The following is a 12,266-nucleotide window of genomic DNA, read 5'->3' on the forward strand; positions in this document are numbered from 1 at the left end:
AAACGGACGGAAATGGCAGCCGCAACTGAAAGGGCAACGGGTCCGGGGTGTCCCTCAGAGCAGCACAGACCCTTCAATGCAGCTCACCGACTGTCCGCCCACCCAGATGTCGTCCCCGCTGGCCTCGATGTGGACGCGACCGGCGCGGCCCAGCACCGTTCCCTGCGCCGCGAGGTAGGAGTCCGCCGCCCGCCCGCTGCGGGTCAGCCACTGGGCAGCTCCGGCGTTGAAGCTTCCGGTGACGGGGTCTTCCGCGGCGGCATCGCCAGGGATGAAGGTGCGCACCTCGAAGTCAACCCCTGCACCCGGGGCGTGGGGGCCGATCACGCCGACCTTGAGCCCCTTCATGGCCGTGTAGTCAGGCCTGACCGCAAGTACCTGCGCCGCCGACTCGAGCAGCACGCCGATCCAGTCCGGCCCGTTGACCAGCCAGGAGGAGTCCAGCAGCGCCTCCCGGGGCAGTCCCAGGCCCGCCGCGATGCGTCCCAGGTCCTCCTCCGCAACGGGTCCCGAGCGGGTCAGTGGCGGAGCCGCGAAGGCCAGGCGGGCGCCGTCGCGCTTCACCCGGATCAGGCCGGCCGCGCACTCCTGCACCAGCAACCCGTCGTGCCGGGGGAGGCCGCCAGCTTCAAGCCAGGCGTGCGCCGAGCCCAGGGTCGGGTGACCGGCAAAGGGGAACTCTTCACTGCCGGTGAAAATCCGCACGCGGTAGTCTGCCTCAGGGCAGGTGGGCGGCAGCAGGAATGTTGTCTCCGACAGGTTGGTCCAGTTGGCGAACCGCTGCATCCGCTCCGTCGTGAGGCCCTCTGCGTCGAGCACGACGGCGAGCGGGTTGCCCCGGTACGGTTCGGCGGAGAAAACGTCCACCTGGGCGAAGGGACGGAGTCGCTGGGTCTGGGCGGTAATCGGGTTCACGGCTGCAGGCTATCACCAGCGGCCCCCATGGCTGACAAGGCGTCCGCGCTCTGCCAGACTGCCCCCATGGCGGAAAAGAGCACACAGAACAAGACCCAGGCCACGGCGGCGTCCGTGCAGGAGTTCCTGGCCCACGTCGAGCATCCGGTTCGCCGCGCCGACGGGTACCGCCTGCTCGACCTGATGTCCGGCATCAGCGGGGAGCAGGCTCAGATGTGGGGCCCGACGATTGTGGGCTTCGGCCGGTACCACTACAAGTACGACACCGGCCGCGAGGGCGATGCCGCGGCGATCGGCTTCTCACCCCGGAAAGGGAGCCTCTCGCTCTACGGACTGACGTACGGTCCGGAGGCGGCCGGACTGCTGGCGCGGCTGGGGAAGCATAAGACCGGCGCAGGCTGCCTGTACATCAACAAGCTAGACGACGTCGACGAGGCGGTGCTCACCGAGCTGATCCGCATCGGCTACCGGCACGTGACCACGGTCCTGCACCACGCCAGAGCCTTAAGGACTTAACGACAGAAGGCCCCCGCGTCCGGTTCCTCTGGGGAATCGAAGGCGGGGGCCTTCCGGCAGTTCAGGGCTGCCTAGCCGTTGGGGCTACTTGCCCGCGACTACGTCGAGTTCGATCACAGCGGCAACGTCGGCGTGCAGCCGGACGTTGGCCTGGTAGGAACCGACCGACTTGATGTGTGCCGGCAGTTCAACCTTGCGCTTGTCGATGCTGCCAAGGCCAGCGGCCTCAACCGCGTCGGCTACGTCGGCCTGCTTGACGGTGCCGAACAGGCGTCCGGTCTCGCCAGCCTTGACGACGAGTTTGACCGGCTTGGAGGAGAGTGCAGCTGCCTGCTTCTGAGCGTCTTCCAGGGAAGCGTGCTCGCGAGCAACGCGGGCAGCCTTGATGGACTCAACCTGCTTCTCGCCGCCCTTGGACCAGGTCAGAGCGAAGCCGCGGGGCAGCAGGAAGTTACGTGCGTAACCGTCCTTGACCTCGACAACATCGCCAGCAGCACCGAGACCGGTTACTTCGTGGGTCAGAATGAGCTTTGCCATGTTAGTTAATCCCTTCCTTAGCCGCGGCCAGCGCCGGAGTAAGGCAGCAGAGCAACTTCGCGGGCGTTCTTGATTGCCTGGGCGATCTTGCGCTGTTCCTGCACCGTGACGCCAGTGACGCGACGGGCGCGGATCTTTCCGCGGTCGGAGATGAACTTGCGCAGCAATGCTACGTCCTTGTAGTCGATGACAGTGATGTCAGCGGCCTTCAAGGGGTTGGACTTTGGTTTGGGCTTACGGAGTTCAGCCTTAGCCATCGTGGAGCTCCTATTCGATGGAGCCCGTGGATATTGATCCACGGGATGGTGGTGATCCGACGTCGGCCTGCAGGGGTCCGCCTCGCGGCGGCCCGTCAGGTTCGGCGTCGAACCTTAAATGTTGTTTAGAAGGGAGGTTCGGAATCCGGGCCGTTGCCCCAGCCGCCGCCTGCATTGCTGACACCGGGCGTGGCCCAGGGGTCATCCTGCTGTGCGGGCTGGTTGCCGCCCCAGGTTCCGCCGGAGTTGCCGCCCTGGTTTCCACCAGAGCCGCCACCGAAGCCACCGCCGCTGTTGCCGCCGCCGAAGCCGCCCTGGGCGCCGTTTCCGGCACCCCCACCGCCGGAGCGCTGGGTGCGGTTGACCTTGGCGTTGGCGTAGCGCAGGCTGGGGCCGATCTCGTCGACCTCCAGCTCGATAACGGTGCGCTTCTCGCCTTCCTTGGTTTCGTAGGAACGGCTCTTCAGGCGACCGGAAACGATCACGCGCATGCCCTTGGTCAGGGATTCGGCGACGTTCTCGGCTGCTTCACGCCACACCGACGCGCGGAGGAACAGGGTTTCCCCGTCCTTCCACTCATTGGACTGGCGATCGAAGGTGCGGGGAGTAGAAGCGATGGTGAAATTCGCTACTGCCGAACCTGACGGTGTGAACCTCAGTTCGGGGTCATTGGTGAGATTACCGATGACCGTAATAGTGGTTTCGCCTGCCATCTACTGCCTCCTTGTGCGTTCCTGCGGGGATGAAGAGTGAAAATCGGGAGCTGAATTACTCAGCAACGACCTTCTGTACTTCGGGGCGGGTGATCTTGGTGCGCATGATGGTCTCATTGAGACTCAGCTGGCGGTCAAGTTCCTTGGCGGTAGCCGGCTCAGCGGTGAAGTTCACCACGGCGTAGATACCTTCAGACTTCTTCTGGATTTCGTAGGCCAGGCGACGACGGCCCCAGATGTCAACCTTTTCGATGGTTCCACCATCGTTGGTGATGACACTCAGGAACTTCTGAAGCGTTGGCTCAACGGTACGCTCTTCGACCTCGGGGTCGATGATTACCATCAATTCATAAGGACGCATATGTGAACCCACCTCCTTTGGGCTAAGCGGTTACGGCATTTCCGTAACAGGAGGTTCATTTGCGGTGCCATGCGCCTCGCAACACCCCCGGAACGGAGGCAGGGCGCAGCACAGACTTCAATAGCTTAGTGCATCCGTGCCGGTTTCGGCGATTCCGTGCCCCCACCGTACGGGCCGCCCGGCCGGTCCGGAAGAGCGCTGGCCGCCATGTGGACAACCGGTCCGGACGTGCCGCGGGCGGGCGGTGGGCGGGCGGCGGGCGGCGGGCGGCGGGCGGCGATGCGGACGGACGGCGGCGGGAGCCGGGTGGCGTGCCATGATCAGGGAATGAACACCGGATCCGCGTCCCGACGCAGCGTGCCCGTCCGCAGAAGCCGCCTCCGCTTCGCCGTTATGCTGCTGGCCGGGTTGTCCGGAGCGATCGCCGCCGGCCTGGCCGGCCGCTGGGTGCAGGCTCCCACGATCTTCTGGGACGTCGCTGCGCTGACCTACCTGATCTGGGTCTGGGTGGTGATCGGACGCATGGATCCGGGGGAGACACGCTCCCATGCCACGGCCGAGGATCCGTCGCGGGGCACCACCGACCTCCTGATCCTGGCCGCGAATGTCGCCAGCCTGGCCGCGGTGGCAGCCGTCGTCGCTGACTCCCACAACAATTCCGAGGCCGCCGCCCGGCTGGGCGGGGGCCTGCTGGCCCTGGCCTCCGTGGCGTTGTCGTGGCTGCTGGTCCAGACGCTCTTCACCCTGCGCTACGCGCAGCTGTACTACAGCACCGGCCGGAAGGCCGGCTCAGAGGTGGGCGGAGTGGACTTCAACCAGAAGCGGCCCCCGCAGTACACGGACTTCGCCTACCTGGCCACGAGCCTCGGCATGACCTATCAGGTGTCGGACACTGCCCTGCAGAACCATGGCATCCGTGCCGAGGCGCTCAAGCACAGCCTGCTGTCCTACATCTTCGGCACTGTGATCCTGGCGGCCACCATCAACCTGGTGATCGGGCTCGCCGCCTAGCCCCGCCGGCGGCGGCCGCGGGCTCAGGCCGCCGTTCGGAAGAACTGCTCCGTCACCCGGGCCAGCCGGTACGGGTCCTCGACGCCGCAGAGTTCGCGGGCGGAGTGCATCGAGAGCAGGGGCACGCCGACGTCGACCGTCCGGATGCCGAGCCGCGTGGCCGTCAGCGGGCCGATCGTGGACCCGCACGGCATCACATTGTTGGAGACGAACTCCTGGTACGGGACACCCGCTTCGGTGCACAGCCTCGCCCAGAGGGCGGCGCCCGGGGCGTCCGTGGCGTAGCGCTGGTTGGCGTTGATCTTCAGCAGCGGGCCGCCGTTGAGCGCCGGGCGGTTGGCCGGGTCGTGCCGCTCGGGGTAGTTGGGGTGCACGGCGTGTCCGGCGTCTGCGGAGACACAGAACGACGCCGCAAACGCCTGCCGCCGCTGGCTCGCCGAGGCGCCGAGCCCGTCCGAGATGCGCACCAGAACGTCCTCGAGGACGGGTCCGCACGCGCCGGAGCGCGACGCGGAGCCGATCTCCTCATGGTCGAAGGCCGCCAGGACGGCGATCGGCGCGCCTGCCGGAAGAGGCGAGTCTGCGTGGGCGATCAGCGCCTCGATCCCGGCGTGCGTGGCGGAGAGGTTATCCAGCCGGCCGGAGGCGAAGAACTCATTCTTCGCTCCGAAGACTGCGGGCGCTTGGGTATCCGCGATCACGACGTCGTAGCCGCCGATCTTCGCCGGGTCGACGTTTTCGTCCCGCACGCGTCCTGCGAGCAGCGCCAGCAGGTCTTCACCGGCAGGATCCCCGAGCCCGAAGACCGGGTTCATGTGTTGCTGCTTGTCCAGGGCCAGCCCGTCATTGACCGTGCGGTCAAGGTGGATGGCCAGCTGGGGGAAGCGGAGCAGCGGTCCCGTGGCGGTCAGGTGCTGCGTGCCATCGAGCATCACGAGACGCCCGGCGAGCTGCAGTTCACGGTCCAGCCAGGAGTTGAGCAGCGGTCCGCCGTAGACCTCGACGCCGGCCTGCAGCCAGCCGAACTTTCCGGTGGTGGCTTTGGGCTTGAGTTTGAATGACGGCGAATCGGTGTGCGCGCCCAGGATGTTGAAGCCAGTGGTGGGACCGGCTCCTTCGGGCGTCACCCAGGCGATCAGGGCACCGTCGCGGATCACGTAGTGCTTGTCGGCTTGATCGGCCGCGCTATCCCAGGGCTCGAGCTCCTCCAGTCGGGTGAAACCGGCGATGTCCAGCCGCCGGGCTGCCTCGTGGACGGCATGGAAGCTGGACGGCGAAGCAGAGACGTACGCGCCGAGGTCCTGGATGTGGGCGGCGGCACTGGCGTGGGAGGACATGGCACCGAGTCTAACGCCGCGGCCGGGTCCACCTTCCGGTCGGGCCGCCCGACACCCGGTAAAGCTGCAGGGAGCTACACCGTGACGTTGAGCGCGGCCGTGTAGCCGGCGGACACCGAGCCTGCCATCGTGGCGAGCTGGTAGATGCCGCCGTCGTCGCCGAAGACATTGTCGGATTTGAGCGTGGTGCGCGGGAAGTTCCGCGCACTGGCCTCGTACCCGGCCGAGGCGTAGACCTCCCTGCAGGCCGCGTCCGTCAGCGCGATCTGCGACACGGCGAGGACCTGACCCGCCGTCGTGGCGTTGGTCATGGACTCAAACACCTCAAAGTGGATGTGCGGCCAGCGTCCACTGTACGCGCCGGGGTAGATGGTCGTGAAGGTGACCTGGCCGTTCGCGTCGGCCTCCTGGACGCCACGGAGGTAGTTCTCGTTCTTGAGGCCGGAATCGTACATGGAGTACCTGCCTTCGCGGTCGCAGTGCCAGGCGTAGACCGCGGCGCCGGCCAGCGGCGTGCAGCCGTTGGCGTTGTCGAGCAGGGTCAGCGTGACGGTGAGGGGCACGCCCTCCGCTGTGGAGGTCGACGTTCCGAAGCTGGCGGTGATGTCCTGCCGGACGACGCCGGAAGCGGACAGCGCGTCGGGTCCGTTCGACCCGTCCCCCGGGAACGGTCCGGCGGTTTCCTCGGGAATTTCGACGCCACATTCGGCGATCGCACGGGTCAGCGTGGGCGATGCGGATGCCGACGGCGTCGCGGCGGCCGCGCTGGTGGCGGCGCTTGCAGAGCCGGTCGGCGTCGAGGTTGCCGTCGCGGTTGCTGCCGCGGTGCCCGTCGGTCCGCCGGGCGTGCACGCCGCCAGCGCGGCAGCCGCGCCGGCCCCGAGGAACATGCCCAGCGAGCGGCGGCGGCTCAGCAGGGTCGAGAGGTCGAATTCCAGGCCGCGGTCGTGGTCGGGGTGCGGCTCGTGCGGGGGCTGGACTGGCGTGGTCATGCCTCCATGGAACCTCAGACCGCTATGCCAGCACTAGGCCTTTCCTGTTAGAATCCTGTGTCCCATCGCGCGGCGTCCGCACACGGCGGCCCGGGCTGGGGACATGCTCTCCTCCCGCACTCGCGACTGGACATGTCCTCCGGCCTGCCCCGGACATGCCCTCCCCTGGAGCCCGCGGATGGACATAGTGGCATTATGTCCATCGCTGGGCATGAACTGCTCCCCGGAAGTTGGACTGAGAAATTCAGTTCCGACTCCCGGGGAGCAGTTTTATGCATGTACGTAGTCCGTTATCCGAAGTTCAGCGCGAGGCCGCTGTAGCGTGGTTTGAGAAGGGCATCGCGGATAAAGCGGCTGCGCGGCTGTTGGGTGTGTCGCACTCGCCGGTCCAGCTTCTCTATCTGCGGTGGAGGATCCATGGTCGAGGAGCGCTGGTGGCCAAGCCGACGAAACAGGTGTATTCGTTCGAACTCAAGCTCGCATTAGTCGAACGGTTCATCGCGGGCGAGACCGCCCAGGATCTCGCGGCGGAGGCTGGCCTGTCCTCGTCCGGGTTACTCAAAAACTGGGCGGCTGCCTATCGTCGCGAGGGCCCGGACGCCTTGCGGCCGAAGCCTAAAAGCAGGCCCAGGGAACCCGATTCCCCGCCGTCGGCGGAGCTGCCCGAGCTGGAACGGCTGCGCCGGGAGAACGAACGGCTCCGGGCGGAGGTGGCCTACCTGGGAAAATTGCGGGCCTTGAGGGCGCAGGAACGACGGTGAAGGTTCAGACCCTCATCGCCCTCAAGGCGGACTTCCCCCTTGCGGTGCTGCTGCAGGCCGCCGGCCTGGCCCGGTCCACGTTCTTCTACCACCAGGCCCGCCTCCAGGCCCCCGATCCGCAAGCGGCGATCAAAGCCGCGGTCACAGAGATCTTCGAGAAGAACCATGGCCGCTACGGGCATCGCCGCATCCACACTGAACTGGCCAGGCAAGGGTGGACGGTCGCGAAGAAGACCGTGCTGAAACTCATGCGTGTGCTCCGGCTGGTCTGCAAGGTCCGAAGGAAGAAACGCTACAACTCCTACCAGGGCGAGCAGGGCAGGATTGCCCCGAACGTCCTGAACCGCCGGTTCGAGGCCGATGAACCCAACCAGAAGTGGGTGACGGATGTGACCGAGTTCAGCGTCGGGGACCGGAAGCTCTACCTCTCACCGGTCATGGACCTCTTCGACCGGCAGATCATCTCCCATTCGATCAGCTCGTCCCCGACCCTGGAACTGACCAACACCTCGCTGCGCCGGGCCCTGAACACGCTCGAGGATGGGCAGAAACCGCTCGTGCATTCGGACCAGGGTTTCCAATACCAGCACGTGTCCTGGCGCGTTCTTCTGGAGGGTGCCGGCGCGGTCCAATCGATGTCCCGCAAGGGCAACTGCTACGACAACGCGGTGATGGAGAACTTCTTCGGCCACCTCAAGGAAGAGCTCTTCCACCACGTCCGGTTCATCAGCACCGACGCCTTGGCAGCGGCGTTGCACACGTACATCCACTGGTACAACACCGAAAGAATCTCAACAAAGCTCAAGGGCCTGAGCCCGGCGCAATACCGTTCTCAAGCCCTCGCAGCCTAGGCTCTACCAACCAGTCCAACTTTCGGGGACCAGTTCAGCACGAGAGTGGGACATGTCCGGAGGCCGGTCCGTTGCGGGGCCCGGTGCGGTGCGGAGTCCGGGGAGGTCCGGTGCGGAGTCCGGGAAGGTGCGGCACGCGGGGCCCGGGCCCAGGGTGGTGCCCAGGGCCGGGCCAGCGCCGAGCTTAGGAGGCCGTTCCCGCTCCGAGGGTGGCTTCTTCGGCCGGAGCCTCCGTGGGCGCGCCCGTGGACGTCCCGCCCTGCTTCCGGTAGCGCCACAGGCCGATGCCCACGACGACGGCCGCGAGGGCGAGTGATAGCAGGAGCGATTCCCGGGTGGAATCCAGGATCACCATGCCGATCAGCAGGGCCACAATGCTGACGATCGACAGCCACGTCAGATACGGGAAGAGCCACATCTTCAGCTGCAGGTCCTTGGCGGCCGCGCCCATCCGGCGGCGCAGGATTAACTGGGATGAGGCGATGACGAGCCAGACAAACAGCGCGATGGCACCGGAGGTGTTGACGAGGAACAGGAACACCGTGTCCGGGGCGATGTAGTTCAGGCCCACGGTGACGAAGCCGACCACCGTGGAGGCCAGGACTGCCGCGGCCGGGACGCCGCGGTTGGAGATTTTCATCCAGGACTTGGGGGCGTCGCCCCGGCGGGAGAGCGAGAAGAGCATCCGGCTGGCCGTGTAGAGGCCGGAGTTCAGGCAGGACAGCACGGATGTGAGCACGACGATGTCCATGATGGTGCCGGCGCCGGGGATGCCGAAGAGTTCGATCACGGCAACGTAGGGGCTCTTGGCCACCGATGCGGAGTTCCACGGGAGCAAGGTCACCACGACCGCGATGGAGCCGATGTAGAAGACGAGGATGCGCCAGACCGTGGACTTCACGGCCTTCTTCACGGCGTCGACCGGGTTCTCCGATTCACCGGCGGCGATGGTGGCGATTTCGGCGCCGAAGAAGGAGAAGACAACCACCAGGATGCCCGCCAGCACCGCACCTGGGCCGTTGGGCAGGAAGCCGCCGTTTTCGACCAGGTTGCTGAGTCCCGGGGCGGGGACACCGGGAACCAGGCCGAGGATGGCGGCCACACCGAAGAGCAGGAACAGCACGATCGCCGTCACCTTGATGGAGGCGAACCAGAATTCGAACTCACCAAAGGACTTCACCGAGCCCAGGTTGGTCAGGGTCAGCAGGACCATGAGAATCAAAGCCCAGACCCACTGGTCAATGCCGGGCACCCAGCGGTGCATGATCGCCGCTCCCGCCGTGGCCTCGATGCCGAGCACGATGATCCAGAACCAGGCGTAAAGCCAGCCGATGCTGAAGCCGGCCCAGCGGCCGAGTGCCTTGTCCGCGTAGGTTGAGAAGGAGCCGGTTTCCGGGTTGGCTGCGGCCATTTCGCCAAGCATTCGCATGACCAGGATGACCACGAGGCCCGCCGCCATGTAGGCCAGGAGGATGCCGGGACCGGCCTGCTGGATTGCGGCGCCGGAGCCGACAAAGAGACCGGCGCCGATCACCCCGGCGATCGCGATCATGGAGAGATGCCTGGGTTTGAGCGATTTGGAAAGTTGCTGGTCAGCCTGCATTAAGCGCCGTCCTTCGTGGGGGATGTTTGGTACGTACTGATGCCGGGCGGAAAGTGCGGCGGACCACAGTGTCGTTTCACCCTAGACCCGGGCGTCTGCCTGCCGTTCTGTGCAGGGCCACAAATGACGTGGCGTCCAGCCGGGCGGAACTCCAAGAGGAGGCACCGTCAGACAACCAAAGTTGCCTTGCGGGCAATTTGGTAATGTGCCTGAAACCACTGTTTCAGGCACATCTCCTCAATAATCGGGGTTGCTCGGCACCACAAGGCCGGTTTCGTAGGCGTAGACCACGGCCTGCACGCGGTCGCGAAGGTGCAGCTTGGTCAGGATACGCCGCACATGCGTCTTGACGGTAGCTTCCGAGAGGAAGTACCGATGTGCAATCTCCGCATTCGAGAGGCCCTCGGCCAGGGCCCCGAGCATTTCCGTCTCGCGCGGGGTCAGGTCTTCCAGGAGCGGGTCTTTCGCCGCGCGCGCTCCTGTTCCCGGGCCGGCAAGGCCGCCGGCACCTTCGGCCGCCCTGCCAGCCGCGCCAGCACTGCCAGCCCCGCCGGCAGTTTCAGCCCCGCCGGCAGTTTCAGCCCCGCCGGGATCGCCATTCAGGACCCCAGCGGCCGGGGCGGTCGTGCCCGCTCTGCTGTTGAGGCCCGCGCCCCGGACGTAGGTCTCGAGGAGCCGCTGGGTGATCCGCGGGGCCACGACGGCATCACCGCTGGCCACCACCCGGACCGCGCTGATGAGTTCGGCTGGCGCCACGTCCTTGAGCAGGAAGGCAGAAGCGCCCGCCTGGAGCCCGGCGAAAGCGTACTCGTCCAGGTCGAAGGTCGTCAGGATGATGACCTTCGCGCAGGATCCGGAGGCGGTGATGGCGCGTGTCGCCTCGATCCCGTCCAGGACCGGCATCCGCACGTCCATGAGCACGACGTCGGGGCTCAGCTCCCCGGCTTGGCGTACCGCTTCGGCGCCGTCGGACGCTTCGCCCACAATGCCGAGGTCGTCCTCGCCCTCCAGGATCAGGCGGAAGCCCATCCGGAGCAGCGGCTGGTCATCGACCAGCAGCACGCGGATCCGTTCGGATTCGCTCATCAGTTCCCCCTGTGTCATTTCCCGTGTCCCCCGCTGCAGTTCAGCACCGCATGCACCCGCCATCCGCCGTCGGTGGTGCGCCCGGCCTCCACGCTGCCTGCGTAAAACCGGGCCCGTTCGCGCATTCCGGCCAGGCCCTGGCCTGTGCCAACGAAGGTGCCGGCCTCCATGGTGCCTTTGCCGTCGTCGAACACGTCAATCACAACGGTGCTGCCGTCGCGCACAATGTCCACCTCCACACGCCCCAGAGCGCGGCCGTAGCGCAGCACGTTCGTCAGCGATTCCTGCACGATCCGGTACACGGTGAGCTGGAACGCCGCGTCTTCGGGAAGGGAAGGGCCGGTGTGAGTGTAGTGCAGCGGCAGGCCCGCCGTGCGGAATCCCTCGAGCAGCTTGGCCAGGTTGTCCCCTGCCACCAGCGGTTCGCGCGGGGCAGACCCGGCGGAGTCGTCCCGCAGCACTCCCAGCACGCGCCGCATGTCCGCCAGCGCGGTGCGTCCGGTACGGGATAGTTCGCCGAGCACTTCGGCTGCCCGTCCCGGGTCCCTCTTGACCACGACGGCGGCCCCGTCCGAGAGGCTGATCATCACGGTGAGCGAGTGCGCCACGACGTCGTGCATTTCCCGGGCGATCCTGTTGCGCTCCCGGGCCGAGCCCAGCTGCGCGGACCGCTCGGCCCAGGCCGCGATCTCGTGCTCGTGCTCCCGCCGCTGCCGGACCGAGATGCCGATGCCGGTGGCAATGACGTTGGACAGCGTGATGCTGATGCCCGCCGCGATGCTGGTGATGAGCTGGAAGTTCTCCGGCGTGCGCACCGCGGTGTCCGGCAGCCGGCCGTCCAGCGGCCCGACCGCCAGCAGGAAGTACAGGAACGCCAGCGGAGCCGTGGCGGCCGCGAGCGTGATGATGGCGAAGCGCCGGGTGCGCACGACGGCGACGGCGTAGAGCGAAAACCATAGTCCGGCAGAGACGTTGGATCCCCAGGGGTGCAGCAGGGTCACCGCCACTTCGACCGTCGCCACTATGGCCACCACGGGCACCGGGTAGGACCGCCGGAGGGCCAAGGCCCCGGCGGCCGCCGCGAGCAGCACGGCGGCCGGCCACGCGCCGTCGAGCACCGACTCCACCGCGGTGGGTGTGACGAGGATCAGATAGCACAGCACCACGACGGCGTCCATGACGCGCGGGTGCTGGAACAGGTAGCGCCGGAGCCCCCCGCGCCGTCGGGCGGTGATTTCAGCAAAGGACGCCTCGGCCTGGCTGGCCGGTGCGTCCTTCACGGAAACTGCATCGATCATTCCCCGAGCCTAGACGGTGGCCCGGCCC

Annotated in this window: 14 protein-coding genes; 4 read left to right on the forward strand and 10 right to left on the reverse strand. The window is 66.7% G+C overall.

What is annotated here, in order from left to right; all coding sequences use genetic code 11:
• Positions 1-54 precede the first annotated feature (54 nt).
• A complete protein-coding gene (locus OM977_RS19430; protein ID WP_442960672.1) occupies positions 55-915 on the reverse strand; it encodes a PhzF family phenazine biosynthesis protein in 861 nt (286 codons plus the stop codon).
• Positions 916-981: 66 nt separating this feature from the next.
• Between OM977_RS19430 and OM977_RS19435 the strand changes: the two genes are divergently transcribed.
• The gene (locus OM977_RS19435; protein ID WP_264355494.1) at positions 982-1,431 is read left to right on the forward strand and encodes a DUF1801 domain-containing protein; all 450 of its coding nucleotides are present in this window, start codon (positions 982-984) and stop codon (positions 1,429-1,431) included.
• Positions 1,432-1,515: 84 nt separating this feature from the next.
• Here OM977_RS19435 and rplI read toward each other — a convergent pair whose 3' ends face one another.
• The 4 genes from rplI to rpsF all read right to left on the reverse strand — a co-directional run bounded on the left by rplI (position 1,516) and on the right by rpsF (position 3,299).
• Positions 1,516-1,968: a 50S ribosomal protein L9 gene (rplI, locus tag OM977_RS19440; protein WP_264355495.1), complete on the reverse strand. Its 453-nt coding sequence runs from the start codon at positions 1,966-1,968 to the stop codon at positions 1,516-1,518.
• Positions 1,969-1,985: 17 nt separating this feature from the next.
• A complete protein-coding gene (rpsR, locus tag OM977_RS19445; RefSeq protein WP_003800144.1) occupies positions 1,986-2,225 on the reverse strand; it encodes a 30S ribosomal protein S18 in 240 nt (79 codons plus the stop codon).
• Positions 2,226-2,350: 125 nt separating this feature from the next.
• Positions 2,351-2,938, reverse strand: coding sequence for a single-stranded DNA-binding protein (locus OM977_RS19450; protein ID WP_264355496.1), 588 nt, complete (start codon positions 2,936-2,938; stop codon positions 2,351-2,353).
• Between the two features lie 55 nt (positions 2,939-2,993).
• Complete coding sequence (gene rpsF, locus OM977_RS19455) at positions 2,994-3,299, reverse strand: 30S ribosomal protein S6 (protein ID WP_232084085.1); 306 nt, start codon at positions 3,297-3,299, stop codon at positions 2,994-2,996.
• 327 nt (positions 3,300-3,626) lie between these two features.
• Here rpsF and OM977_RS19460 point away from each other — a divergent pair, with 327 nt between their 5' ends.
• On the forward strand, positions 3,627-4,310 hold the full coding sequence (locus OM977_RS19460) for a DUF1345 domain-containing protein (protein WP_264355497.1): 684 nt from the start codon (positions 3,627-3,629) through the stop codon (positions 4,308-4,310).
• A 23-nt stretch (positions 4,311-4,333) separates the two neighbouring features.
• On the opposite strand, the gene OM977_RS19465 is transcribed toward OM977_RS19460, so the two are convergent.
• Positions 4,334-5,647 (reverse strand): M18 family aminopeptidase, encoded by a 1,314-nt coding sequence (locus OM977_RS19465; protein WP_264355498.1) that lies wholly within the window; start codon positions 5,645-5,647, stop codon positions 4,334-4,336.
• A gap of 74 nt (positions 5,648-5,721) precedes the next feature.
• Complete coding sequence (locus OM977_RS19470) at positions 5,722-6,639, reverse strand: intradiol ring-cleavage dioxygenase (RefSeq protein ID WP_264355499.1); 918 nt, start codon at positions 6,637-6,639, stop codon at positions 5,722-5,724.
• Between the two features lie 434 nt (positions 6,640-7,073).
• On the opposite strand from OM977_RS19470, the gene OM977_RS19475 reads away from it, so the two are divergent.
• Together OM977_RS19475 and OM977_RS19480 are read left to right on the forward strand one after the other, a co-directional pair.
• Positions 7,074-7,400 carry a helix-turn-helix domain-containing protein gene (locus tag OM977_RS19475; protein ID WP_264355500.1) on the forward strand — a complete coding sequence of 109 codons (327 nt, stop codon included), beginning with the start codon at positions 7,074-7,076 and terminating at the stop codon, positions 7,398-7,400.
• A complete protein-coding gene (locus OM977_RS19480; RefSeq protein ID WP_264355501.1) occupies positions 7,397-8,251 on the forward strand; it encodes an IS3 family transposase in 855 nt (284 codons plus the stop codon). Before OM977_RS19475 ends, OM977_RS19480 begins: the two co-directional genes overlap by 4 nt.
• A gap of 184 nt (positions 8,252-8,435) precedes the next feature.
• Here the strand turns inward: OM977_RS19480 and OM977_RS19485 are convergent, their stop codons facing one another.
• From OM977_RS19485 to OM977_RS19495, 3 genes are all read right to left on the reverse strand, one after another.
• A complete protein-coding gene (locus OM977_RS19485) occupies positions 8,436-9,854 on the reverse strand; it encodes an amino acid permease (protein ID WP_264355502.1) in 1,419 nt (472 codons plus the stop codon).
• Between the two features lie 237 nt (positions 9,855-10,091).
• Positions 10,092-10,940, reverse strand: coding sequence for a response regulator (locus tag OM977_RS19490; protein WP_264355503.1), 849 nt, complete (start codon positions 10,938-10,940; stop codon positions 10,092-10,094).
• A gap of 14 nt (positions 10,941-10,954) precedes the next feature.
• The gene (locus tag OM977_RS19495; protein WP_264355504.1) at positions 10,955-12,238 is read right to left on the reverse strand and encodes a sensor histidine kinase; all 1,284 of its coding nucleotides are present in this window, start codon (positions 12,236-12,238) and stop codon (positions 10,955-10,957) included.
• Between the last annotated feature and the right edge of the window lie 28 nt (positions 12,239-12,266).

The organism is Pseudarthrobacter sp. MM222 (assembly GCF_947090775.1).
Classification (GTDB): Bacteria; Actinomycetota; Actinomycetes; order Actinomycetales; family Micrococcaceae; genus Arthrobacter.

What these genes read in the sequence shown, in the direction of transcription:
- OM977_RS19495 (WP_264355504.1), bottom strand. Translation starts at nt 12,238, where the DNA reads ATGATCGATGCAGTTTCCGTGAAGGACGCACCGGCCAGCCAGGCCGAG.
- OM977_RS19485 (WP_264355502.1), bottom strand. Translation starts at nt 9,854, where the DNA reads ATGCAGGCTGACCAGCAACTTTCCAAATCGCTCAAACCCAGGCATCTC.
- OM977_RS19460 (WP_264355497.1), top strand. Translation starts at nt 3,627, where the DNA reads ATGAACACCGGATCCGCGTCCCGACGCAGCGTGCCCGTCCGCAGAAGC.
- rpsF (WP_232084085.1), bottom strand. Translation starts at nt 3,299, where the DNA reads ATGCGTCCTTATGAATTGATGGTAATCATCGACCCCGAGGTCGAAGAG.
- OM977_RS19470 (WP_264355499.1), bottom strand. Translation starts at nt 6,639, where the DNA reads ATGACCACGCCAGTCCAGCCCCCGCACGAGCCGCACCCCGACCACGAC.
- OM977_RS19490 (WP_264355503.1), bottom strand. Translation starts at nt 10,940, where the DNA reads ATGAGCGAATCCGAACGGATCCGCGTGCTGCTGGTCGATGACCAGCCG.
- rplI (WP_264355495.1), bottom strand. Translation starts at nt 1,968, where the DNA reads ATGGCAAAGCTCATTCTGACCCACGAAGTAACCGGTCTCGGTGCTGCT.
- rpsR (WP_003800144.1), bottom strand. Translation starts at nt 2,225, where the DNA reads ATGGCTAAGGCTGAACTCCGTAAGCCCAAACCAAAGTCCAACCCCTTG.
- OM977_RS19465 (WP_264355498.1), bottom strand. Translation starts at nt 5,647, where the DNA reads ATGTCCTCCCACGCCAGTGCCGCCGCCCACATCCAGGACCTCGGCGCG.
- OM977_RS19450 (WP_264355496.1), bottom strand. Translation starts at nt 2,938, where the DNA reads ATGGCAGGCGAAACCACTATTACGGTCATCGGTAATCTCACCAATGAC.
- OM977_RS19435 (WP_264355494.1), top strand. Translation starts at nt 982, where the DNA reads ATGGCGGAAAAGAGCACACAGAACAAGACCCAGGCCACGGCGGCGTCC.